Origin of the sequence: Nocardia sp. NPDC056564 (assembly GCF_042793755.1) — a bacterium.
GTDB lineage: Bacteria > Actinomycetota > Actinomycetes > Mycobacteriales > Mycobacteriaceae > Nocardia.
Window position 1 is genome coordinate 189,488 of sequence record NZ_JBHTUR010000003.1, and the last position, 21,522, is coordinate 211,009.

The window sequence follows — 21,522 nt, forward strand, 5'->3', positions numbered from 1 at the left end:
CGATGGCGCACATGCACGTGTTATTGGTGAATCCCGACGTCCGGGACAAGAGCGTGATCTACGGCAATCGCATGCTCAATCCGGTTCCGGTCAACCTCGCCTACCGCGCGGCCATGACCTCGGTCGCGCACCGGGCCACGGTGATCGACGAGAACGCCACGCCCATCACCGATTTCGGCCGGTTCGCCGACGTCGACCTGGTCGCCGTCACGTCGAAGTTCTTCGGCGAGCGCCGGACCGGTGAACTCGTCCGCGGTTTCGGCGACATGGGCACGCCGGTCGTCGTCGACGGGTACTTCCCCAGCTACGACCCCGGGGCCGAGCGGATGGGGGCGGCCGCCGTCGTCCGCGGCGAGGTCGAGCAGGTGTGGCCGCAGGTGCTCGACGACGCAGCCGCGGGCCAGTTGCGCCCGCGCTACCTCGGCGGTCCCGTCGACCTGGCAACGCTGCCGCAGTACGGTCCCGAACACCTGCCGCCGCACGATTACGTCTTTCCGGTGGAGGCCACCAGGGGTTGCCCGTTCTCGTGCAACTTCTGCATCGAGACCCGCTACCACCACGAGTCGTTCCGCACCCGGCCGATCGATCATGTACTCGCCCAGATCGAGTCGCGCACCAGCGATTTCGTTCAATTCTCGGATATCAACCTCGTCGGCAACCCACGCTACGCGCGCACCCTGTTCGCCGAACTGGAACCGCTGCGGGTGCTGTGGGGCAGTCAGGCCACGATCACTATCGCCCAGCGCGAGTCGCTGGCGCAGGCCGCCGGGCTGGCCGGGTGCATGCTCGTGTTCATCGGCCTGGAATCGGTGCGACCGCAGAACCTGGTCTCCTCGGACAAGGCCTGGAGCCGCCCGAGCGACTATCGCGGGCACATCGCCCGATTGCACGACGCGGGTATCGGGGTAATCGGCTCGTTCGTCTTCGGTTTCGCCGGCGATACCCCGGACGTGTTCGAGCGGACCCTGGAGTTCGTCGTGGACAACGAGATCGAGATCTGCCACTTCAACCCGCTCGGCAGTGGCCCTGGAGTGCCGCTGTATGAACAACATCGGAGCGCGGGCCGGATGATCGACCCCGGCCCGGGCGGGCCGTCGCACCTGCGCGCCTCGGTGGCGCCGGTGTCGATGACCGTCGGACAGCTCGAAGACGGCCTCGAATTCCTCTACACCAGCACCTATTCCCGCGCGGTGACCCGGCAGCGCCTACGCCGTCACATCGCCGACCGCCCGCTGCCCGGCCCGCAGTCCGCGGCGAAGAAGCGGGCCATCATCGGCCTCAACCTGGCCTATCGGCGAGCCGTGGAACGACACTACGGCTCGGTCGGCGCGGAGCGACTGCCGTGACCGCTACCTCGCTTCTGCTACCGGCCATCTCGGGCGCGACACCGATGGCGGTCGGTGTCGATATCGCAGCGGTCGGCCGGGTGCGCGTGCTACTCGCGGCGGGAAACGGGTTCGCCCGACAGGTGTTCCGACCGGCAGAGATCGTGTACTGCACCGGCTTCCGCGATCCCGCACCGCATTTCGCCGCCCGGTTCAGTGCCAAGGAGGCAACGCTGAAGGCGCTGCAAGTCGGCCTGGGCTTGCCGCCCACGACGCGGCGACTGCGCGACATCGAGGTCTGCCGGCCTGCCGGCGCACCACGGTTGCTGCTGCACAACCGCCTGCCCGCACTGGCACGCCGACTCGGAATCACCGGTGCCGCGGTGTCATTGAGTCACGACGGCGACTACGCCGTCGCCTACGTGTTGCTCACCGCGCAGGGGGCGGTGAGCACATGAACCGCCTGGCCGACACCGTCGCCATCGTGACCGGCGCCGCCGGTCTGTTCGGCACGGCCATCGCCACCCGGTACGCCGAGGAGGGTGCGGCGCTGGTGCTCACCGACATCGACGAGACCCGCCTGCACGCCACGACGAAGGCGATCGAAGCCGTGGCCGACGTGCCGATCACCGCGTTCGTCGCCGATCTCACCGGCCCCGCCGACGTGACCCGCCTGTTCGAGCACACCGACGAAACCTACGGCCGCGTCGATGTCCTGATCAACAACGCCGGCGCGGCGCTGCGCTCACCGCTGGTCTTCCACAACGACGCCGACTGGCACCGCATGCTCCGGATCAACCTCGACACGGTCTTCTATTGCAGTAGACAGGCGGTGCGGCGGATGCTGCCGCGACGCAGCGGCCGGATCGTCAATGTCGCCTCGGCACTCGGATTGACCGGCGGCGCGGACGAAGTCGCGTACGCGTCCGCGAAGGCGGCGGTGCTCGGCTTCACCCGCAGCGTCGCCCAGGAGGTCGGGCGGCGCGGCATCTGCGTCAACGCGATCTGCCCGACGTTGGCCGACAGTGGCGTCAGCCGAGCGTATTTCGGCGGCTTCGACGTCGACATCCGCGCAGTCGCCGGCTATCTCGCCCGGCGCGCGGCGATGCCGCGACCGATCGCGCCGGACGACGTCGCCGATATCGCGGTCTTTCTCGGCGCACGCGAGAGTGCGTACCTCAATGGGCAGGCCATCCTGGTCGGCGGAGTCGGATAGGAGTTCCCGTGCGCTTTCTCATGGTTGACGCGATCACCGAACTGGACGGCGGACGGCGGGCGGTCGGGGTGAAGAACGCCGCGATGAGCGAGGACTACTTCGCCGATCACTTTCCCCAGCAGCCGATCCTGCCCGGTGTGCTGGTGCTGGAGGCGATGACCCAGCTGGCGCGCTGGTTGGTGATCACCGCCAGCGACTACCGGACAACCGTCGCGCTGAGCGCGGTGCAGCACAGCAAGTTCATCGACTTCGCGGTTCCGGGCGATCGGCTCACCGTCGAGGTGGACCGGCTCGACAACGACGGCGGCGCAGCGGACCGGTCGGCCGAGCTCGATTTCCGCGGCACCGCGCAGGCGCACGGGCGCAAGATCGCCGTCGCGACGTTCCGTTGTCGCAGTTACCCATTGGCGGAATTCGAGGATCCGGAGAGCGCTCGGCGGAACTATCAGGTGCTGCGGCTCAACGGAACGAAGGTGAACGGGCGATGAGGCGCCGAGTCGCCGTCGTCGGCGCGGGCGTCCTGTCCTGCCTCGGCACCGACTATCGCGCACAATGGAATCGAATTCTGGCGGCCGACACCGGGTTACGGCGATCGACCACCGCAGGCCATTGCGATCCAGGCTATTTCGGCGCGGTCGATGACACCGAACATCCGGTCGCCGCGGCGGACCGCAAGCAGCTCAAACGGCTGACCAGAGCCTCGCGTCTCGGCGTGTTCGCCGCCGACCTGGCCGTGGCCGACGCGGGCCCGGTCTTCCTGGCCGCCGCGACCGCGCGACGCGGAATCTACATCGGCTCCAACGAGAACGAGGACGAACACAACTACCTCGAACGGTTTGCGCCGGTGCTGGCCAGCGCGCGCGGGCCGGACGGCGCCCTCGACTACCGACGGCTCGGCCACGCGGCACTGCGCCGGGCCAAGCCGGACTTCCTGCTGTCCGGCCTGCCCAACGCGGCGCTGTGCCAGATCACCATCCGGCACGAGATCTGCGGCGCGAACAGCACTTTGGTCGACGGGTCGGCGATGGGCCTGTGCGCGATCGGGCGGGCCTTCCGCGCCGTGCGCGACGGGCGCGTAGACGTGGCTGTCTGCGGCGGAACCGACGCCGGCGCGGACGAATTCGCCCGTCTCGCACTGCGCGAGTTCGGCTTGACCTCGGCCTGCGCGCACGGTACGCGCTCGATCCGGCCGTACGACCGGGGTCGGGACGGATACGTCTGCGCCGAAGGAGCGGCCGCGCTCATCCTCGCCGAGGTGGAGTTGGCCCGCGCCTATGGTGCGAACATCCTGGCCGAGATCGCCGGATTCGGCGCCGCCACCGATCGGGGCCGGCCGCTCGCCCCCGACCCCGACGGCAGCGGCGTCCGCGACGCGATCGCGCGCGCCGTCGCCGACGCCGACATCGATCCAGGGCAGATCGGCTACGTGTACGGGCACGGTGACGCCACCGTCGACGGCGATCGCGCCGAACTGCGGGGCATCGCGAAAACCCTGGCGCGCGAACGCCGTATCCGGCTCACCGGGACCAAGGCGGCCACCGGTCACATGGGGCCGGCCACCGACGTCGCCGAGGCGGCGTTCGCCTGCCTGAGCGTGCGCGACGGCCTCATCGCGCCGACGCTCAATCTCGAGCGGCCCGACGCGGCGACGGCCGGTGCGATCGACGTCGTGGACCGGCCGTGCGTGCTCGACGCGCGGTACGCGGTCACGCTCAGCCGAAACGTGGATGGTCCCGAAGTCGCCGCGTTGGTGCTCGGCGCTTGGCAAGAAGAGAGGTGAGGGCCATGTCAGCCGATCTGGCGGGGCGCTCCGTACTGATCACCGGCGGCTCCCGCGGCATCGGCCGGGCGATAGCGCTGGAGTTCGCCGACCGCGGCTCGGACGTGATCCTGACCTACTGGCGCAAACGCTCCGCCGCTCGCGAGGTGGTCACCGAGATCGAACGCAAAGGCAGGCGTGCCCTCGCGCTGCGCGTCGACGTCGGCGAAAGGGATCAGCTGAAACGGCTTTTCGCGGACATCGGGGAACAGTGGGGCGAGCTGGACTTCTACGTCAACAACGCCGCGTCGGCCATCATGAAACCGTTGTTCGCGCTCGAGACCCCGCACTGGCGCTACATCCTCGACACGAATGTCACCGCGGCGTTGTTCGGCTGCCGCGCGGCCTACGACCTGATGCCCGGCGGGCGCGGCGCCATCGTGCTGCTGTCGAGCATGGGCGGCCGCCGTTACCTGCCCAGCTACGGCGGGCTCGGCATCTGCAAGGCGGCGATCGAATCGATGGGCCGCTATCTGGCCGTAGAACTCGCGCCGGGGGTCAACGTCAACATCGTCTGCGGCGGGCTCATCGAGACCGACTCGGTTCGCGCGCTGGCCGGTGCGCAGGAATGGATGCGGCAGGTCGCGGAGGTCGGCCCGATGCGGCGGGTCGGGCGACCCGCGGATCTCGCCAAGGTCGTCGCCTTCCTGTGCACCGACGACGCGAGCTGGATCCGCGGCCAGACCATCGTCGTCGACGGCGGCGCCTCGCTGACGTCCGGATAGCCAACGACTAGGAGGCACTCGTGCGCACCGTGATCGAGGAAACCCGGGGGATCTACGACCTGACCCACCGGCAGATCACGCTCACCCCTTCCGGGCAGGCGATGATGGCCTATTTGTGGCAGGACTGGGGCGGCTATCTCGGCCAGCTGAGCTGGACCACCAGGGACCAGCTGCGCGAGCTGACCCGAGCCACCGGGTTGGCGCCCCGAACGACCGGCCTCGATCTGTGTTGCGGCACCGGCGGAATCGCCCGCTACCTGACCGAGGCCACCGGCTGTGCGATGACCGGAATCGACTACTCCGAGCCTGCGATCGAGATCGCCCGGCGCACCGGGACCGCCGTGCGCCCACCGATCCGCTTCCATCACGGCGACGCTCGCGAACTGCCCTACCCCGCCGCGACCTTCGACGCGGTGGTGAGTGTGGACAGCCTCGTCATCGTGCCCGACCGGCATCGGGTGGTGGCCGAGTGCGCCAGGGTGCTGAAACCCGGTGGCCGCCTGGTGTTCACCGACGAGGTGCTCACCGGCCCGTTCCCGCGTGACCCGGACACGTTGCGCGCCTTGTCCGTCTACGGCCGCCTGTTCCCGCAGACGCCGGCGGGATATCGGCGACTACTGGCACACGCCGGATTCATCGACCTCGATATCCGGGACACCACAGCGATGTTCGTCGCGATCAACCGGCGCTGGGCCGAATCGTATCGGCGCTTCGCGGAGCAGGGCCGGGAGGTGCTCGGCGACAAGCTCTTCGATGACGGCCTGGCATTCTTCGAGACGCTCGCCGAACAAGGCGCGGCGGGGCGCCTCGGTCAGGTCCGGGTGCGCGCCACCCGCGGACCCGAGTAGCCGATGGTGTACCGGGCGAGCCGAGCCGGGGACGATCAGCGCACGACCATCGTTCCCGCCGAGTCGATACTCGCTGTGCTGCGGGGTGTTTCGAAGACCTTCGGGCGCGCGGAAACCGCCGTGCAGGCGCTGGCGGAGCTGGACCTGACCATCGTGTCCGGCGAATTGCTCGTGGTGCTCGGTCCCTCCGGGTCGGGCAAGACCACGCTGCTGAACGTACTCGGCGGCCTAGAAACGCCGGACACCGGCGATATCCGCGTCGACGGGCGGGCGCTCGGCGGCCTCGACGCGAAGGCGATGGCCACGCTGCGCAGGGAGTCGCTGGGCTTCGTCTACCAGTTCTTCAATCTCGTCCCGACCCTGACCGCGGCCGAAAACATCGCGGTACTGGCCGAATTGGCCGGCGGTGCGGTCCGATCCCGGGTCCGCGAGGTACTCGCCGACGTCGGACTGACCGAGCAGGCGCACCGCTTCCCGGCCCAGTTGTCCGGCGGGCAGCAGCAGCGGGTCGCGATCGCGCGCGCACTGGTGAACCGGCCGCGCCTGCTGCTGTGCGACGAACCAACGGGCGCACTCGATCTGGACACCGGGCGCGGCGTGCTCACCCTGTTGCAAAGACTGTGCCACCGCGATGGTCGCGCCGTAGTACTGGTTACCCACAACCAGGCGATCGCGGCCATCGCCGACCGGGTGCTGCGGATGCGCTCGGGTCGCATCGTGGAAGACAGAGACCAGGACACACCGTTGCGGGCAAGCGAGATCTCCTGGTGACCGGGCATCCGTCGCTGCGCCGGAAATTGCTGCGCGACATCCGCGTTCAATGGCCGCAGTTCGCCGCACAGACGATGATCATCGTGCTGGGGGTCGCGCTGTTCACCGCGTCTTACGGCGCGTACCGGAACCTGACCGCCTCCTACGCCGGAACGTTCGCGACCCAACGGTTCGCCGATGTCTGGGTGACCGGCGGTGATTCGACCGCCATCGCCGCCGCGGCGCGCACGATACCCGGCGTCGCGGATGTCATCGTGCGCAGGCAGGCCGACGTGCCGCTGCGCGTCGGCGCGGACAAACTGCGCGGGCGGATCGTCGGTATTCCCCCGGACCGCCCGCCCGAGATCAACTCCCCGACCCTCCTGTCCGGTCGCTATCCGGCCGCGAACGAGATACTGATCGAACATCACATGGCCGAGCACTTCGGCTTGACCACCGGTGCAACGCTTTCCGTGCTGGGACCCGACGGCTGGCGGGACGTCTCGATCGCGGGTGTGGTGTCCTCGGCCGAGTACCTCTGGCCGGCGCGCAGCCGCCTCGACATGTTCGCGCTGCCGGACAACTTCGGCGTGATCTTCGCGGCCGAGCCGTTGGCCACCGCGCTCACCCCGGGCGCGACCGACCAGACCCTGGCCCGATTCGCCGGCACACCGAATCCCATTGCGCTCGAACAGCTTCGGCGCGCAGCGAACAGCCATGGCGCGCAGGAGGTGCTCGACCGGGCCGATCAGCCGTCGAACTGGTTGTTGCGCATGGACATCGACGCCTTCGGGCATCTCGCCTACCTGTTTCCGTTGTTGTTCCTGAGCGCCGCCGGACTGGTGGCCTACATCCTGTCGCATCGCCGGGTACAGGCCGAACGCCCGGTAATCGGCGTGCTGCTGGCCGGCGGCATGGACCGCGCGACGATCCTGGGGCACTACCTGCACTACGGGATCGGGACGGGGCTCGCCGGAGCGATCGCCGGAATCCCGTTCGGGCTGGTCGGATCCGGCACACTGAGTCGTGTCTACCTCCGTGCGATCGATCTACCGGCGTCGGCGGCGGTCGTCGAGATCTTGCCGATGACCATCCTCGGCGGGCTGCTCTTCGGTGTCGCGGCAGGCGCGCTCGGCACCCTCACACCGGCGCTGCTCGCCTGCCGTACCCCGCCCGCGGCCGCGATGCGCGGTCCCACACCCCCGCGCCCCGGGCGAATCAGCCTGCCCGAGCACGTGTTCCCGCCCCTGCGCCGGCTCCCCGCGCGGTGGCTGCTCGTGCTGCGGACCATCGGGCGCAACCCGCGGCGCACCTGGAGCACCGCCCTGGGTACCGCGCTGGCGCTACTGATCGTCCTCACGTCGTGGATAATGCTCGACACCATGGCCCAGGCCTTGGACGTGTCGTTCCATCAGGTTCAAACCGCCGACGCGCGAGTCGATTTCACCGCTCCGGTCGATCAGCGCCGCTTGGCCGAGCTGACCCACGCCGACGGAGTCGTGGCCGCCGAACCGATGGTCCAACTGCCGGTCGTACTGACCGCAGGCAGCGCCACCGTTACGACCGCACTCATCGCGCTCCCCCGCGACACCACGATGCACGGCCTTCGCCCCGTCGCCGGCACCACCGTTGCCCGCGACGGCCTGCTGGTCGGTAAGGGCGTCCGGCGCCTGCTGCACGTCGACACCGGCGCCTCGCTCGAGGTGAAAGTGCCTGGCGTGCCGCCGGTTCAGGTACCCGTCGCGGGCGTACTCGACGAACCGATCGGCACCTTCGCCTATGTGTCGATCGAACAGCTCGACGCGCTGGCAGGCACGCCGATACCGGTCGGCTCGGCCCTGCTGCGCGTCGCGCCGGGCACCGATCCCGATCAGCTCCGGCGCGAGCTGTCCGGCCGTTCCGGTATCGCGGCATACGAGGATCTGGCCGAGTTGAATCGGCTGATCGACCGCTACGCCGGATTCTTCTTCGTGTTCGTCGGCGGGATGCTGGCGCTGGGCGGTGTGCTGGCCTTCGCCATCGTGTTCACCACGATGTCGATCAACATCGCCGAGCGGCGTCGCGAGTTCGCTGTACTGCGGGCGGGCGGTATGCCGCCCGGCATGCTCGCACGCCTGATCACCGGCGAGAACGTGCTGATGGCGCTGCTCGGCATCGCGCCGGGCCTGGCGTTCGGAGTGCTCGGCGGCCGCGCCTTCCTGTCCACCTATACCAACGACCAGTTCCAGCTCGACGCGGTCGTCCGGCCGAGCACCCTGAGTATCGCGGCGCTGGTGATCCTGGCGGTCACCGCAGGGTCGCTACTTCCCGGGCTGCGCGCCGTTCGCCGCCTCGACCTCGCCGCGATCATCCGCGAACGGTCCGATTGAGCCCGCCCGGAGGTGCGCCGATGAACCATTCCGCCTTCGTCACCGGCGGCAATCGCGGCATCGGCCTGGCCATCGCCCGCGAACTCGCCCGCCGGGGCAAGCCCGTGGCGGTGTCGACGCGTTCCGGTGCGGCGCCCGACGGATTGTTCGCCGTGCCGTGCGATGTCACCGATCAGCGGCAGGTGGATCGCGCGTTCGCCATGATCGAACAGCGGCTCGGCGCGGTCGACGTGCTGGTCGCGAACGCGGGCATCACCAAAGACGTACTGCTCGCGGCGATGACCGAGGCCGACTTCGCGTCCGTGCTGGATACCAACCTGATCGGCACGTTCCGGGTGATCAATCGCGCCGCCCGGACCATGATTCGCCAGCGCCGGGGCCGGATCATCCTGGTGTCCTCGGTGACCGCGCTGCTCGGATCGGCCGGGCAGACCAATTACGCGGCGTCCAAGGCGGGCATGATCGGCCTGGCACGGTCGCTCGTGCGGGAGCTCGGGGCCCGCGGGATCACCGTCAACGTGGTCGCACCGGGATTCGTGGACACCGACATGACCGCCACGCTGACCTCGCAGTGGCGCGCCGAGGTCACCAAGAAGATTCCGCTCGGCCGCATCGCCGAGGCCGCCGAGATCGCCCGGGTGGTCGCGTTTCTGGCCGGCGAGGACGCGGGCTACATCACCGGCGCGGTGATTCCGGTGGACGGCGGGCTCGGCATGGGCCACTGACGGCCGTGGCGCAGCCCGTTGCCGGGGCCGGCCGCGCGCGGTTGCCCGTGGTCCGTGCTGTTGTCGAGCAGGGCGATCAAACCGGTCTCGTAGGCCACCGCGACCGCCTGCCCGCGCGTCCCGACGGCCAGCTTCTGCAATACGTGGTGCACGTGACTGCGCACGGTCGTCGCCGAAACCGAAAGCTGGCGGGCGATCTCCGCGTTCGAACGGCCGTGCGCGAGCAGGCCGAGGACCTCGGCTTCGCGGCGAGTCAGGCTGCCCGCCACCTGAATATCCAGGTTCCGGGTGACGCTGGAGGCCACCACATGATCGAGACCACCGACGATCTGCGGCGGCACCACCAGCCGATTACCCACGGCGACCACCCTTATCGCACAGAGCAGTTCGAACGGCGAGCAACCCGACGAGAGCAACGCGCGCACGCCGGTCCGCACGAGGTTCACCGCGCGCGCGACATCCTCCTCGGTCATGACCATGATGACTTTCGACGCCGCGACGATCTCGGCGAGACGATGTTTGCCCTCGACGGCGCCGACGAGCAGGACCACATCGGGCGCGTGCGCTTTGATGGCGCCGAGCAGACTGTGTCCACCGGCGACATCGTCTACGACATCAATATCCGGCTCCCGGTCGAATTGCACACACAGACCCGAACGCATCAAGGCGCTGTCCGCACAGACCACCAATCGAATGGTGACCGACCTGTGCGCCGACACGCTAGTTCCCCGGCACTCGCTCACCGACCCGGGGATCGGCGCCGCGACGGTTCCGATAATCGCACCGCGAAGGCGCGGGGCAGGCCACCGCTCCACATGATCAGTTCCATTGCGTGACAGAACATCTCACGCTCCTATCGGTCCCAGCGAATGTTCACCAGGGTAGCACGTTCATGCTGCACTACTTGGTTGTTTCATCCCGAATACATTGTGCAGATCAACGATTCTTCATGTGCACACTGTCGATTACATAAGTCTGCCGGAATCATTCTCAACAGTGCGTTCTTCCCTTTCGGTCACCGTAGGTCTCACGCACCCGCAACAGCGTCGCCGCAATTTCCCGACCAACCGTACCCAGTAATGAGCTCAGCGTGGTTCGATCCACCGTCCAGCGCGGCAGGCGTTCGAGAAACTCGCCGACCTCGGCCATCGCCGCCACCAACTCACCCGCACCGTCGCCCGCCGTATTCGGCGCGATCCGCATTTGCAAAGTAATTGCGCCACAGCGCTTTCCGATAAGCCGCGCGAGCACGGCCTCCGCATAATTCTGCACCGACGGTCGCGGTCGTGTGCCGATCGCCCGCGGCGAAAGCACCAGCCTGCCGAGCAGGCCGACTCGTCGATACTCCGAGAACAGCGGCGAGCGCACCGCCCGGCGCAGCATCGAGTCCATTGCCGCCGCGATATCGGCCGCCCCGGATCGCTCGTGCTCCGCCGCTTCGATTGCCGCGCAGGCGAGCCCGGCCGCCATGTCGTTTCGATAGTGTGTGCGCAGCCACCGCGCCGAATCCGGTGCGGTGCGCGACACCTGCTCGAAGGCGGCCGCCGAGATCATGACCGCGCCGATCGGGACCAGCGCGTCGCTGAGCGCCTTGGACAGCGCGACCAGATCCGGCCGGAAACCGCGACCGGTGCAGGCGAGAAAGTTGTCGATATCGCAGCGCCAGAAGCCGGTGAATATCTCGTCCACCCCAACCAGGAAACCGGCGGCCGATCGCCGCCGCTCGATCTCATCGAGCACCGCCTGCGGTATTTCGACGCAGTCGTAGCCCTGCACGATTTCCAGCCAGACCACCGCGATATCGTCGCGCAGCAGCGCCTGTCGCAATTCCGTCAGGTCGTTGATATCGGCCTCGATCACCTCGACCGGATACGGACTGAAGGCATGCTCGTCACGGTCGCGGAAGAACGAGCTGGTCCGGCTCACGGCCAGCGACATCGGGCCCTTGCCGGAATAGTTTCCGCGACAGGTGAGCACCGTCGCACGGCCGGGCCGGGCGCACAGCGCCGCGAGTAGCGCATTGTCGACGGCGCTCTGTCCGCTCACCGCGGGCAGCATGATCGGCAGTCCGGTCAACCGCGCCAGTGTGCTTTCCAGCCGCGATGTTTCGTCACCCGCCGTACCCGCCGTCATGATCGTGTCGGCCGACTGCGCGTTGTGCCCGCGGAACGCGGGCCCGGTACCGGAGGCCAGGTCGATGTAGTCCCGCGTACCGCGCCGATACCGGACACCGCTGGCCTCGTCGAAGGTCAGGTTGATGGCGGCCAGGTCGATCGCCCTGGTCTGCCAGGTATTGCTGTGCATACGTAGGCGCGCACGGCGGGTAAAACTGTTGCGCCGCATACGAGTTACCGCCGCGTGCTCGTGCCGATCCGGCGGCCGCCAGCGAATCAAGGTATCGGACAACATGCGCATGGCCAGTCCGTTGCCACCGAATGTCGATACGTGCGCGATACTGTCCATCGTGTTGTTCCACAGCGCGAACATCTCCCTGGTGAACGAGACAGTGCCACAGGGCATCTGATTGTCGGCGCTGACTTCGCCGAGAAACACCAGATCGGCGACGGCGACCGATTCGCGCAGCGGAGCGAGCGCGGTCTCGTCGCCGAGCAGGCCGCACGCCACGACGGCACCGCGCCCGCGCGCGACCTCGAGCGCCGCACACACCGGCATGACCGTGTCGTCGGTAAAACCGTCGACGATCACGACATACGATGTCCATTCCGCGCCGACCCGGTGCAGAAACTCCTCGACGGTGCCGACAATCAGCATGTTGTCCCCGACAATCGCGGACAGCCCCGGCACCGCGTGTCCGAATGCGTACCGCGCGGTCCCGGTCGGGTCGAGCATCAGAATGCGGCAGGCGCCGGCCGCGCCGCCGCGATTGTGCCGGTTGCGCAGGTATTTCACCACCGTACCGAGCGCTTCGACACCGGAATTCACGAATACCGAATGCCATGCGGTTCCGGTCGAATCGCCTTCGCTGAGCAATCGATGCAGTAGATACGCCGAGACCGCGCCATCCGGCGGAACATAGGTGCTTGCCAGCACCATATTCGGCGCCTTCGCGGCCACCCGCTCGGCCAATATCTGCCGCGCCCGATCGTGATCACCCGAAAACGCGGTCCGAATTTCCGGCCCGGGCCGGCGCGCGTCTTCCGAAGTCACCCCAGTCGACATCACGCCAGCCTATCGCCGGAGGCCGGATCCGACATCGGCCGAACGGCGACGCGGACGTCAACGGTTATTCGACGACTCCTCGAATTGGACCGACGGCCAGCCGATCACCCGGAAATCCGGCTATCCGGCGGCCCCGTGGATCGCTAGGGTATCCAGGTGATGTCAACTGCGCAGATGCTCGCCCTCGGTGGCGTGATCCTGGTGGCCGCCATGTCGCCGGGACCGGACTTCTTCATCGTGACCCGGAGTTCGGCGCTGTCCGGCCGCCGCGCCGGAATGGCCTGTGCGGCAGGGATTGCCGGTGGCGTATTCCTGTGGTCGGTGGTGAGCGCGCTCGGTGTCGCGGGACTCCTGGCGGCGTCCGCGCTGGCCTTCACGATCGTCAAGCTCGTCGGCGCGGGCTACCTGATGCTGCTCGGCGTCCGCGCGCTGCTGGCCGCGCGCCGCGGCGGTTACGAGACCACCGCGGACCTGCCGACCGGTGGTCCGAGCGCGCTGGCCGCATTCCGCCAGGGTCTGCTGACCAACCTGCTCAACCCGAAGGTCGCGGTCTTCTTCCTGGCCCTCCTCCCCCAGTTCCTGCCCGCCGCGCCGACCGTCACCGACACCGTCTCCCTGGGCGCCATCGCCGCCGCCGTCTCCCTGATCTGGTTCTCGGTGCTGGCCAACGTGGTCGACGCCCTGCGCGGCCTACTCGCCAAGTCGACCGTCCGCCGCACCCTCGACACCATCATGGGCGCCATCCTGGTCGCGTTCGGCATCCGAATCGCCTTACAGAGCAACTAATCTCGGCCGCGGCCAGGTGCACCCGGCCCGCGATCAAGCCGACGGCCTGGCGAGCTGTACCAACTCGCTGTCCGGGCCGAGCACGATGCGCGGGGTCTGGGCGGGGTCCAGCCAGCGCAGCACTCGGAGCAGGTCGGTCCGGGCGAGGGTGACGCAGCCGGAGGTATCGTCGGATCCGTTGACGTGCAAGAAGATTGCACTGCCCGCGCCGGGGATCGGTGGGACGTTGTAGGCGATGAAGGCGAAGTAGTCGTATTGCGGTGTCACCTGCCAGAGGGCTTCGCTCGCGCCACCGGGGTCGACGCCGTGCTGGAAGGTGTTGTAGCCGGCGGATGCCGGGTTCGCGTTCCACCAATCGCCCTCGACCAGCCGGTGATACGGGTAGCGCGTGCCGGGGTCGGGCCGGACGCCGAAGACGGTGGCGCCGAAGCCGTACACCCCGGTCGGCGTCGACGGCACCGATTCGCGGTGGTGGTCGCTGAACCCGTCCGTGCCGATCCTGGCGACCATCGCCGGGAACGCCCGCTGCCAGGCACCGTCGACCTTCTCGAAGGTCTCCAGCATCGCCCGGGTGGTCGCGGCGACCGGCGCGTGCACGACGATTACCTGCGTGGTGACGGTGGGCACGGCGTGCAACACAGCCGAGAGCTCCGCACTCGGCTCCCCGTACGTCGCGCTCGTCGAGAAGGCGGCGACCAGCGAAACCACGAGCCCGGCGACGCACTGCGGAGCGGCCATAACCGCGACGTTACTGCGGAGCACCGCGCCCGAGTGGGCGGCGCACCGCTACGCCTGTGTCGACGCGAGTTCGATCACGGTGATGTCGGAGGGTGCGCCCACTCGGACGGGGGGTCCCCATGCGCCGGCGCCGCGGGTGACGTAGAGCTGGGTGTCGCCGTATCGTTCCAGGCCGGCGACCGTCGGGTTGGCAAGTCCGGCAATCAGATTGCCGGGCCAGACCTGCCCGCCGTGGGTGTGCCCGGACAGCTGCAGATCGACGCCGAACTCGACCGCGTCATGGATCTGCACGGGTTGATGCGCCAGCAACACCGCGGTGCGCGCGAGATCGCGGTTGCCGAGCGCGGCGGTGAAATCCGGTCCCTGACCGATGCGCTTACCCTGAAGGTCGTTGACGCCCGCGAGATCGAAATACGGCAGCTCGACGCGACTGTTCGCCAGCAGGTGCAGGCCGAGTTCCCGCACGTGCTCGATCCACTCTTCAGCGCCGGAGAAATACTCGTGGTTGCCGGTGACGAAATAGGCGCCGTGCCGCGCGGTGAGCCGGGACAGCGGTTCGACCGCCGACCGCAGGTGTTCGACGCTGCCGTCGACCAGATCGCCCACCACGGCGATGAGATCCGGCTGGGTGCCGTTGATCGTCGCGACCACCCGCTCGGCGAAACCGCGACCGAGAATCGGGCCGAGATGAATATCGCTGACCACGGCGATCCGCATGCCGTGCGCGGCGCGTGGCAGATTGGCCAGCGGCACCGTCAGATGCTGCACCCGTGGACCGGCCAGCACGCCATAGGTGCCGTAGCCGACGGTGCTCACCGCCGCCACAGCCGCCGCACCACCCACCGCGCGCGAAACGAAGAGCCGCCGCGAAACCGGCGCGGGATCGTCCGACTGATCAGCCGCGACGGGTTCGGGCGCACCCACGGGAACGCGCGCGTCGTCGACCACCGCGGAGCCGCGATCGACCCAGCGCCGGAAGAACGGCCGAATCGCCTCGCCGACCAGCAGCCACAGCACGAGGTAGAGGAACAGCACGCCCCACATATATCCAGGCCAGGCGAGAAGCTGGACGGCCAGGAACGGAATCCCGGCCCGCTCGGCCACGAACGCACCGATCAGCAGCAAGGGCCCTAGGACGACCATCGCGGTACCCACCCGCCGCCCGATCGATCCGCGCATCGTCGTATCCCGCACCAGGCGCCGCCACACATACCAATGCAGCCCGCCGAACACCCCGAGTACGACGATTCCCACGCCTGCGACCACCACGGCCCCACTCTAGGTCGAACGAATCGCGGATACGTGCCACTGAATGACACGCCAGTGCTGCGCGGACCGCTGGGCTCGTCGCATGCTCGAAGAATTCGCCCATATCCGTACGACCTCGCGTCCGAGCGAGAGGACACCCCGATGACCACGTCCGACCTGGATCTGCTGAGCCGGCTTCGCCGCTACGCGCAGCCACCCGCGGGATTCAGTCCCCGCCGGGCGGCAACCGATGAGCTGCATCGCTATGGGTACCCCCGCAAGCCGGACCCGGAGCGCGAACCGCGGCTGCACGCCCTGTGGGATGCCACGATCGACGACTCGTATCGCATGATCACCCCGGAATTCAGCATCGATCCGATCCTGAGCGAACGACGCTCGCGTCCGTTGGCGTTGATCGATCCCGACCGGCGCGACGCGCAGGGCAAGCTGCTCTCCGCCGACGGCTGGGCGGGCGCCGTCGTCGGGCGCGGCGACGGGCCCGCCCTGAACACCGTGAGCGCGAGCTTCCACGTGCCCCGGATCTTCGTGCCGCCGGGCGGGCTGCCCAACGGCCGGTATTCGATCGGGGTGTGGATCGGGCTCAACGGGTACATCGTGGACCAGCAGGTCGTGCAGGCGGGCATCGTCGGCTGGCTCGGGATCGGCCCCGGCTACGACGAATTCGTCCGCTACTACGCCTTTTTCGAGTGGTATCCGAACCCGCCGGTCCGCATCGACAACTTCGTGGTCGCCGATTTCGACGAGATCACCCTGACCGTGTGCACACCGAATCCGAGCCGCGGCTTCGTCGCCATCTCCAACAAGACGAATCCGCAGAACACCAGTGTCGGGTTCGATCCGCCACCGGGCATGGTCTCGTCCGGATCGAGCGCCGAGTGGATCGTCGAAGCACCACAGCATCTGCTTCCTCGATTCAACGACGTGCAGTTCGTCGGTTGCGTCGGCGGTTCCCCCTCCACCGAGATCGATCTGGGCACCAACCCCCAATTCATCACCGAAATCAGCAGCGGCACCGGCACTGTCCTCACCCAGTCGACGATCGACTACGAGATCTTCGCCGTCGGCCCGCACGGAGTACGCAGCAACGCCGACATCCGGTTCCGCGGAAGCGGCTGGCCCGCCTGACATCTCGCTTCCGGGCCGCGCCCGGGCCGTTCAGACCCAGGCGCCGAGCGCGAGGAACGCGCAGATGAGCACGAACAGGATGCCCATCAGCGGCGCGACGAATCGCACATACCGGTCGTAGCGCACCTTCGCCAGGGCGATACCACCGGTCACCACCGCGGTCGTCGGCGTCACCAGGTTCGCCCACCCGGACGCCGACTGCCAGGCGGTAACCACCAGCGAGCGTGGCACATTCGCGAAGTCCGCCAGCGGCGCCATGATCGGCATGACCAGCGTCGCGTGCCCGGAACTCGACGGAATCAGGAACCCGAGCGGAACATTCACCAGGAACACCGCGACCGCGAACAGCGCCGACGAGGTGCCGGTCACCACGCCTTCCAGCGCATGCAGTGCGGTGCTGGTGATTTCGGTGTTGTTCATGATGACGGTGACCCCGCGCGCCAGCACGATCACCATGCCTGCCCCGACGAAATCGCCGAACCCCTTGCCGACCGCCTCGGACATCCTGTTCTCGCCCAGCCCGCCGACGAGCCCGATCAGCACCGCCCCGACCAGGAACAGCGCGGTGAGTTCCGGGAAGTACCAACCCAATTCCCAGGTGAACGGCTCGGCCTCGGGTCCGTTGATCACCTCGGCCCACGGGATGATCGCGAAGATCATGAACGCGAAGGTGAGCGCCACCAACCAGAGCACCGCGGCCTGCCGCCGGGTCATCGCGGCCGGCGCATGGTCTTCGGCGCGGATGTCCCGATCGCCGGGCTGCCAGCCCGACCAGGACTTGCCGGGATCCCGCTTGACCCGGCGCGCGTACCAGAGCACGTACCCGACGGTGGCCGCGGTGAGCACCACCAGCATGGCGATCCGCAGCAGGATGCCGTCGCCGATCGGAACGCCGGCGGCCGAGGACGCGGTGCCGGTGGCGAACGGATTGACCGTGGAACACAGCATGCCGACGCCGGCCCCGCAGATGATCGCGCCCACCGCCGTCATCCGGTCGTAGCCGAGCGCCAAGGTCAACGGCACCAGCAGCGCGTAGAAGCCGAGCGTCTCCTCCGCGAACCCCTCCACGGTGCCCGCGATCGCGAACACCACCATGACACCGACGATCAGCAGCGCGGACCGGCTGCGCAACCGAAAGGCCAACTGCCCGATGCCGCTGTCGAGCGCGCCGGTCGCGAAGGCGACGGTGATGAACGCGCCGACGGCGAGCACGAACAGGAAAACCGCTGCCGCGCCGTAGAGATTGCCGGACAGGTCCGGGCCCACCTGACCGGATTTCGCGTCCTGAATGCCGTAGAGACCGTTGATCGGCGAGAGGAACAGATCGCGCAGCCGCGCACCGAAGTTCTTGGCGTCCTCGATGCGATGGTATGACCCGGCGATCGGGTGGCCCTTGCCATCGATGTCGTAGGCCCCCGGCGGGATGACGAACGCGGCGAGCCACACCAGTACGGCGACCCCGGCGAGGATGGTGTATGTGGACGGGAAGTACCGCGCCTTCTGCGTCGGTGGTTCGGATTCCGTTGCAGCCTTTGCCGTTTCGACGTCGCTCACCGGCGCGCCCCAGCCGCGAACAGGGCGAAGAACTCGGCCTCGGCGAGGGCGACCTTCTCGACTTCGCTCAGCAGCACCCGTTCGTTGAAGCCGTGCAGGTTGCACTTGGCGTCCTCGGCGCCGAGCAGCAGCACCTCGGCGCCGGGATTGACGGCGGCCAGCGAATTGGTGAGCGGGATGGACCCGCCCATGGCCGAATCGACCACCTCGGCGCCCCACGCGTTCCGCATCGCTGCGCGCATCGCCGCATAGGCCGGACCGGTTGTGGCAGCGGCGAATCCGCGTCCGACATCACCGCCGGTGACCTCGAGTTCGATACCGTACGGCTTGATCCCGCGCAGGTGCTCGATGACCGCCCGCTGCCCTTCGGCCGGATCCTGCTCCGGATGGACGCGCACGTTCAGATACGCGCGCGCATACGGAACAACCGCGGACGCGGCGGTTTTCACCGGCGGCGCATCGAGGCCGATGACGGTGATCGCGGGGCCGTACCAGATTCGCTCCCCGATCGGACCGGTGCCGAGCAACGGCATTCCCGGTGTCATGCCGGTGATCTCGGCGAACTCGGCGTCGGTGTAGTTCGCGCCGGTCCACGTGTCCCGGCGCAGTCCCTCGACGGCGACGTTGCCGTCTGCGTCGTGCAGGGTGGTCAGCGCGGCCATCAGCGCGAGCAGCGCATCCGGTGCGGCACCGCCGAATTGGCCGGAGTGCACGGGCGCGGCCAGGGTGCGGACCTCGACGAACACGTCGGCGACACCGCGCAGCGCGGTCGTCAGCGTCGGCGTTCCCGCGCGGATATTGCCCGCGTCGCAGATCAACAGCGCGTCGGCCTGGAACAGGTCGGGTCGCTCGACCGGATAGTCGTCGAGCACCGACCCGTACTCCTCCTGACCTTCGATCACGACGATGATCCCCACCGGCGGCTTGCCGCCGTGCGCCCGCAGCGCACCGATGTGCGCGACCACGTTGCCCTTGCAATCGGCGGCACCGCGCCCATGGATCGCGCCGTCTCGCCGGACCGGGGTGAACGGCGGTGTGTTCCACAGCGTTTCGTCGCCCGACGGCTGAACGTCGTAGTGCCCGTACAACAGTACGGTCGGCGCACCCGGCGGCGGCGGAATGCGCCCGTACACCACCGGCGCCGTATCGGGCAGTTCCAGCACCCGCAGGTCGTCGACGCCGGATTTGCACAACTCGTCGGCAACGCGGTCGTGCGCACGGTGCACATGGTCGACCGGATAACCGGGAAACGCGATCGACGGTATCGAAATCAGCTGTTCTAGCAGTTCTGTGAGCTCCGGCAGCAGATCACCGACGATCCCACGCAGATCACCGCGCTGGTTCATGCCGCACATGGAACCACCCGATCCGCCCGCCCCGGCAAAGCCTCGGCGATGTTTATCCAAGAGTGACCGAACCCGGGCCGGAACCGTGTCGTACGGTTTGATCAGCACGCGGTGTCCTCGGTGCTGGGCGTTACCCATGACGGCCTAGGAAGAGGGTTCCTCATGATCGACGATCAAGCAGACCTCCGGCGCCCGTCGGACCTGCCGTTCGACGACACCCTGTGGGACGCGGTCGCGGTGGCGTTCGAGCGCCACCGCGGGCGGCGCGCGGCGATCGCCGCGAACGGGGTCGGGTTCGTCCTGGTCGCGGTGCAGCTGGCCGTGCTGAGCATTCCGTGGACCGGCGGGCATTCGCATTTCCGGCACGACGCCATCGTCGTCGGCACCGTCGGGCTGGTGTACTTCGCCGTCGCGGTGCTGATCGGGGTCCATCGGGGTGAGCGGCGCGCCGATCGGGCGTTCGGCTGGGTGCGGCAGCGGCGGGCGCCGAGCGCTCAGGAACGGTCGCTGACGCTGGGTTTCGCCTCGGCCGAGGCGATCGACGAGCTCGGCGGCTGGCTCCTCGGGGCGATCTTGATCGCGGTCGTGCACGCCGTGCTCGAGTATCCGGTGCTGTACACGGTGCGGGTCGGCATCATCATCGCGCTCGGCGGGCTGACCAGCGGCGCCCTGTCGTATCTGCTCCTGGAGCGGGTCGCCCGCCCGGTCCTGCGGATCGTCCTGGCCGGCGAGGCGCCGCCGGCCGGCGCCGTGCTCGGGCTGCGCGGGCGGCTGATCCTGTCCTGGCTGCTCAGCGGGGCGGTCCCGGTCGTGCTGCTCGGCACCGCGGCGCTCGGGCTGACGCCCGCGGAGCGCGCCTGGCTGCCGGTGTCGCTGTCCGTGCTGGCCGCGCTGAGCGTCGTGGCGGGTCTCGCGTTCACCGCCGCGATGGCCTGGTCGCTGGTCGAGCCGGTGGTCGGTTTGCAGGCCGCGCAACGCCGGGTGCAGAACGGCGACCTGTCCGCGCAGATCCCCGTCGACTACGGCGGCGAGGTCGGGCAGTTGCAGGCCGGGTTCAACCACATGGTCGAGGGAATGCGCGAACGGGAACGCCTGCACGACCTGTTCGGCAGGCACGTCGGCACCGAGGTCGCCCGCTTCGCCATGACCGGCGGTGTGCGCGTGGGTGGCGAGCGCCGCCCGGCCAGCGTGCTGTTCGTCGACCTGATTGGTTCGACCTCGCTGGCTCAGCGCCTGCCCCCGGAATCGATGGTGACCATGCTCAACGACATGTTCGCCGCGGTGGTGGACTGTGTCGGCGCCGAGGGCGGTTGGGTGAACAAGTTCGAGGGCGACGCCGCGCTGTGTGTCTTCGGCCCGCCCGACGACACCGCCGGGCACGCCGCCGCGGTCCTGCGGGCCGCCCGCTCGCTGCGTTCCGCGCTGGCTACCCTCGCCGAACGATATCCCGAACTCGACGCCGCGATCGGCGTGTCGACCGGGGTCGTCGTGGCCGGCAATATCGGCGCCGAGCATCGATATGAATACACGGTCATCGGCGATCCGGTGAACGTGGCCGCCCGGCTCACCGAAAAGGCGAAGGCGGTGCCGGAACGAATACTGGTCGCCTACGACACCATTGCCGACGCTCCCGACGAAGCCCGGTGGTGGCAGCCGCACGACACGCTGATGCTGCGCGGCCGCTCCACTCCGACAAAGACTTTCGCGCCGCTGCCGGTTCACGACAAAACAGCGGCACGAACCTGAA

19 protein-coding genes are annotated in these 21,522 nt (G+C 68.5%); 13 read left to right on the forward strand and 6 right to left on the reverse strand.

All coding sequences use genetic code 11. The annotated features are described in order from the left end of the window. The first annotated feature begins 2 nt into the window (after nucleotides 1-2). Genes ACFQ9K_RS08775 through fabG form a run of 10 tightly spaced genes read left to right on the forward strand, consistent with a single transcriptional unit; the run spans nucleotide 3 to nucleotide 9,777 of the window. Entirely contained in the window at nucleotides 3-1,346 is a 1,344-nt protein-coding gene (locus tag ACFQ9K_RS08775) for a B12-binding domain-containing radical SAM protein (protein ID WP_378714642.1), read from the forward strand. Beyond that, a complete protein-coding gene (locus ACFQ9K_RS08780; RefSeq protein ID WP_378714641.1) occupies nucleotides 1,343-1,783 on the forward strand; it encodes a holo-ACP synthase in 441 nt (146 codons plus the stop codon). Before ACFQ9K_RS08775 ends, ACFQ9K_RS08780 begins: the two co-directional genes overlap by 4 nt. Then, complete coding sequence (locus ACFQ9K_RS08785) at nucleotides 1,780-2,541, forward strand: SDR family NAD(P)-dependent oxidoreductase (protein WP_378714639.1); 762 nt, start codon at nucleotides 1,780-1,782, stop codon at nucleotides 2,539-2,541. Before ACFQ9K_RS08780 ends, ACFQ9K_RS08785 begins: the two co-directional genes overlap by 4 nt. Nucleotides 2,542-2,549: 8 nt before the next feature. Further along, nucleotides 2,550-3,029, forward strand: coding sequence for a 3-hydroxyacyl-ACP dehydratase FabZ family protein (locus ACFQ9K_RS08790; protein WP_378714637.1), 480 nt, complete (start codon nucleotides 2,550-2,552; stop codon nucleotides 3,027-3,029). Next, entirely contained in the window at nucleotides 3,026-4,321 is a 1,296-nt protein-coding gene (locus ACFQ9K_RS08795; RefSeq protein ID WP_378714635.1) for a beta-ketoacyl-[acyl-carrier-protein] synthase family protein, read from the forward strand. The genes ACFQ9K_RS08790 and ACFQ9K_RS08795 overlap by 4 nt, the downstream gene beginning before the upstream one ends. A gap of 5 nt (nucleotides 4,322-4,326) precedes the next feature. After that, nucleotides 4,327-5,085, forward strand: coding sequence for an SDR family oxidoreductase (locus ACFQ9K_RS08800; RefSeq protein WP_378714633.1), 759 nt, complete (start codon nucleotides 4,327-4,329; stop codon nucleotides 5,083-5,085). 20 nt (nucleotides 5,086-5,105) lie between these two features. Next, the gene (locus ACFQ9K_RS08805) at nucleotides 5,106-5,933 is read left to right on the forward strand and encodes a methyltransferase domain-containing protein (RefSeq protein ID WP_378714631.1); all 828 of its coding nucleotides are present in this window, start codon (nucleotides 5,106-5,108) and stop codon (nucleotides 5,931-5,933) included. Between the two features lie 3 nt (nucleotides 5,934-5,936). Beyond that, nucleotides 5,937-6,704, forward strand: coding sequence for an ABC transporter ATP-binding protein (locus tag ACFQ9K_RS08810; protein ID WP_378714629.1), 768 nt, complete (start codon nucleotides 5,937-5,939; stop codon nucleotides 6,702-6,704). Continuing rightward, nucleotides 6,701-9,052 (forward strand): ABC transporter permease, encoded by a 2,352-nt coding sequence (locus ACFQ9K_RS08815; RefSeq protein ID WP_378714627.1) that lies wholly within the window; start codon nucleotides 6,701-6,703, stop codon nucleotides 9,050-9,052. The genes ACFQ9K_RS08810 and ACFQ9K_RS08815 overlap by 4 nt, the downstream gene beginning before the upstream one ends. Nucleotides 9,053-9,072: 20 nt before the next feature. Next, nucleotides 9,073-9,777 (forward strand): 3-oxoacyl-ACP reductase FabG, encoded by a 705-nt coding sequence (fabG, locus tag ACFQ9K_RS08820; RefSeq protein WP_378714626.1) that lies wholly within the window; start codon nucleotides 9,073-9,075, stop codon nucleotides 9,775-9,777. On the opposite strand, the gene ACFQ9K_RS08825 is transcribed toward fabG, so the two are convergent. Continuing rightward, on the reverse strand, nucleotides 9,723-10,496 hold the full coding sequence (locus tag ACFQ9K_RS08825) for a response regulator transcription factor (protein ID WP_378714624.1): 774 nt from the start codon (nucleotides 10,494-10,496) through the stop codon (nucleotides 9,723-9,725). The two genes, fabG and ACFQ9K_RS08825, sit on opposite strands and share 55 nt — an antisense overlap. Nucleotides 10,497-10,767: 271 nt before the next feature. Further along, a complete protein-coding gene (locus ACFQ9K_RS08830; protein WP_378714622.1) occupies nucleotides 10,768-12,957 on the reverse strand; it encodes an aminotransferase class III-fold pyridoxal phosphate-dependent enzyme in 2,190 nt (729 codons plus the stop codon). 159 nt (nucleotides 12,958-13,116) lie between these two features. Here ACFQ9K_RS08830 and ACFQ9K_RS08835 point away from each other — a divergent pair, with 159 nt between their 5' ends. Further along, nucleotides 13,117-13,743: a LysE family translocator gene (locus tag ACFQ9K_RS08835; RefSeq protein WP_378714747.1), complete on the forward strand. Its 627-nt coding sequence runs from the start codon at nucleotides 13,117-13,119 to the stop codon at nucleotides 13,741-13,743. 33 nt (nucleotides 13,744-13,776) lie between these two features. Here the strand turns inward: ACFQ9K_RS08835 and ACFQ9K_RS08840 are convergent, their stop codons facing one another. Continuing rightward, on the reverse strand, nucleotides 13,777-14,481 hold the full coding sequence (locus ACFQ9K_RS08840) for a L,D-transpeptidase (protein ID WP_378714620.1): 705 nt from the start codon (nucleotides 14,479-14,481) through the stop codon (nucleotides 13,777-13,779). 48 nt (nucleotides 14,482-14,529) lie between these two features. Next, the gene (locus ACFQ9K_RS08845) at nucleotides 14,530-15,750 is read right to left on the reverse strand and encodes a metallophosphoesterase (protein ID WP_378714618.1); all 1,221 of its coding nucleotides are present in this window, start codon (nucleotides 15,748-15,750) and stop codon (nucleotides 14,530-14,532) included. A gap of 141 nt (nucleotides 15,751-15,891) precedes the next feature. Here ACFQ9K_RS08845 and ACFQ9K_RS08850 point away from each other — a divergent pair, with 141 nt between their 5' ends. Continuing rightward, nucleotides 15,892-16,875, forward strand: coding sequence for an A4/G1 family peptidase (locus ACFQ9K_RS08850; RefSeq protein ID WP_378714617.1), 984 nt, complete (start codon nucleotides 15,892-15,894; stop codon nucleotides 16,873-16,875). A 30-nt stretch (nucleotides 16,876-16,905) separates the two neighbouring features. On the opposite strand, the gene ACFQ9K_RS08855 is transcribed toward ACFQ9K_RS08850, so the two are convergent. Together ACFQ9K_RS08855 and ACFQ9K_RS08860 are read right to left on the reverse strand one after the other, a co-directional pair. Continuing rightward, entirely contained in the window at nucleotides 16,906-18,429 is a 1,524-nt protein-coding gene (locus ACFQ9K_RS08855) for a YfcC family protein (RefSeq protein WP_378714615.1), read from the reverse strand. After that, a complete protein-coding gene (locus ACFQ9K_RS08860; RefSeq protein ID WP_378714613.1) occupies nucleotides 18,426-19,775 on the reverse strand; it encodes a M20/M25/M40 family metallo-hydrolase in 1,350 nt (449 codons plus the stop codon). The genes ACFQ9K_RS08855 and ACFQ9K_RS08860 overlap by 4 nt, the downstream gene beginning before the upstream one ends. Before the next feature lie 162 nt (nucleotides 19,776-19,937). Here ACFQ9K_RS08860 and ACFQ9K_RS08865 point away from each other — a divergent pair, with 162 nt between their 5' ends. Then, on the forward strand, nucleotides 19,938-21,521 hold the full coding sequence (locus tag ACFQ9K_RS08865; protein WP_378983003.1) for an adenylate/guanylate cyclase domain-containing protein: 1,584 nt from the start codon (nucleotides 19,938-19,940) through the stop codon (nucleotides 21,519-21,521). Nucleotide 21,522 lies beyond the last annotated feature (1 nt).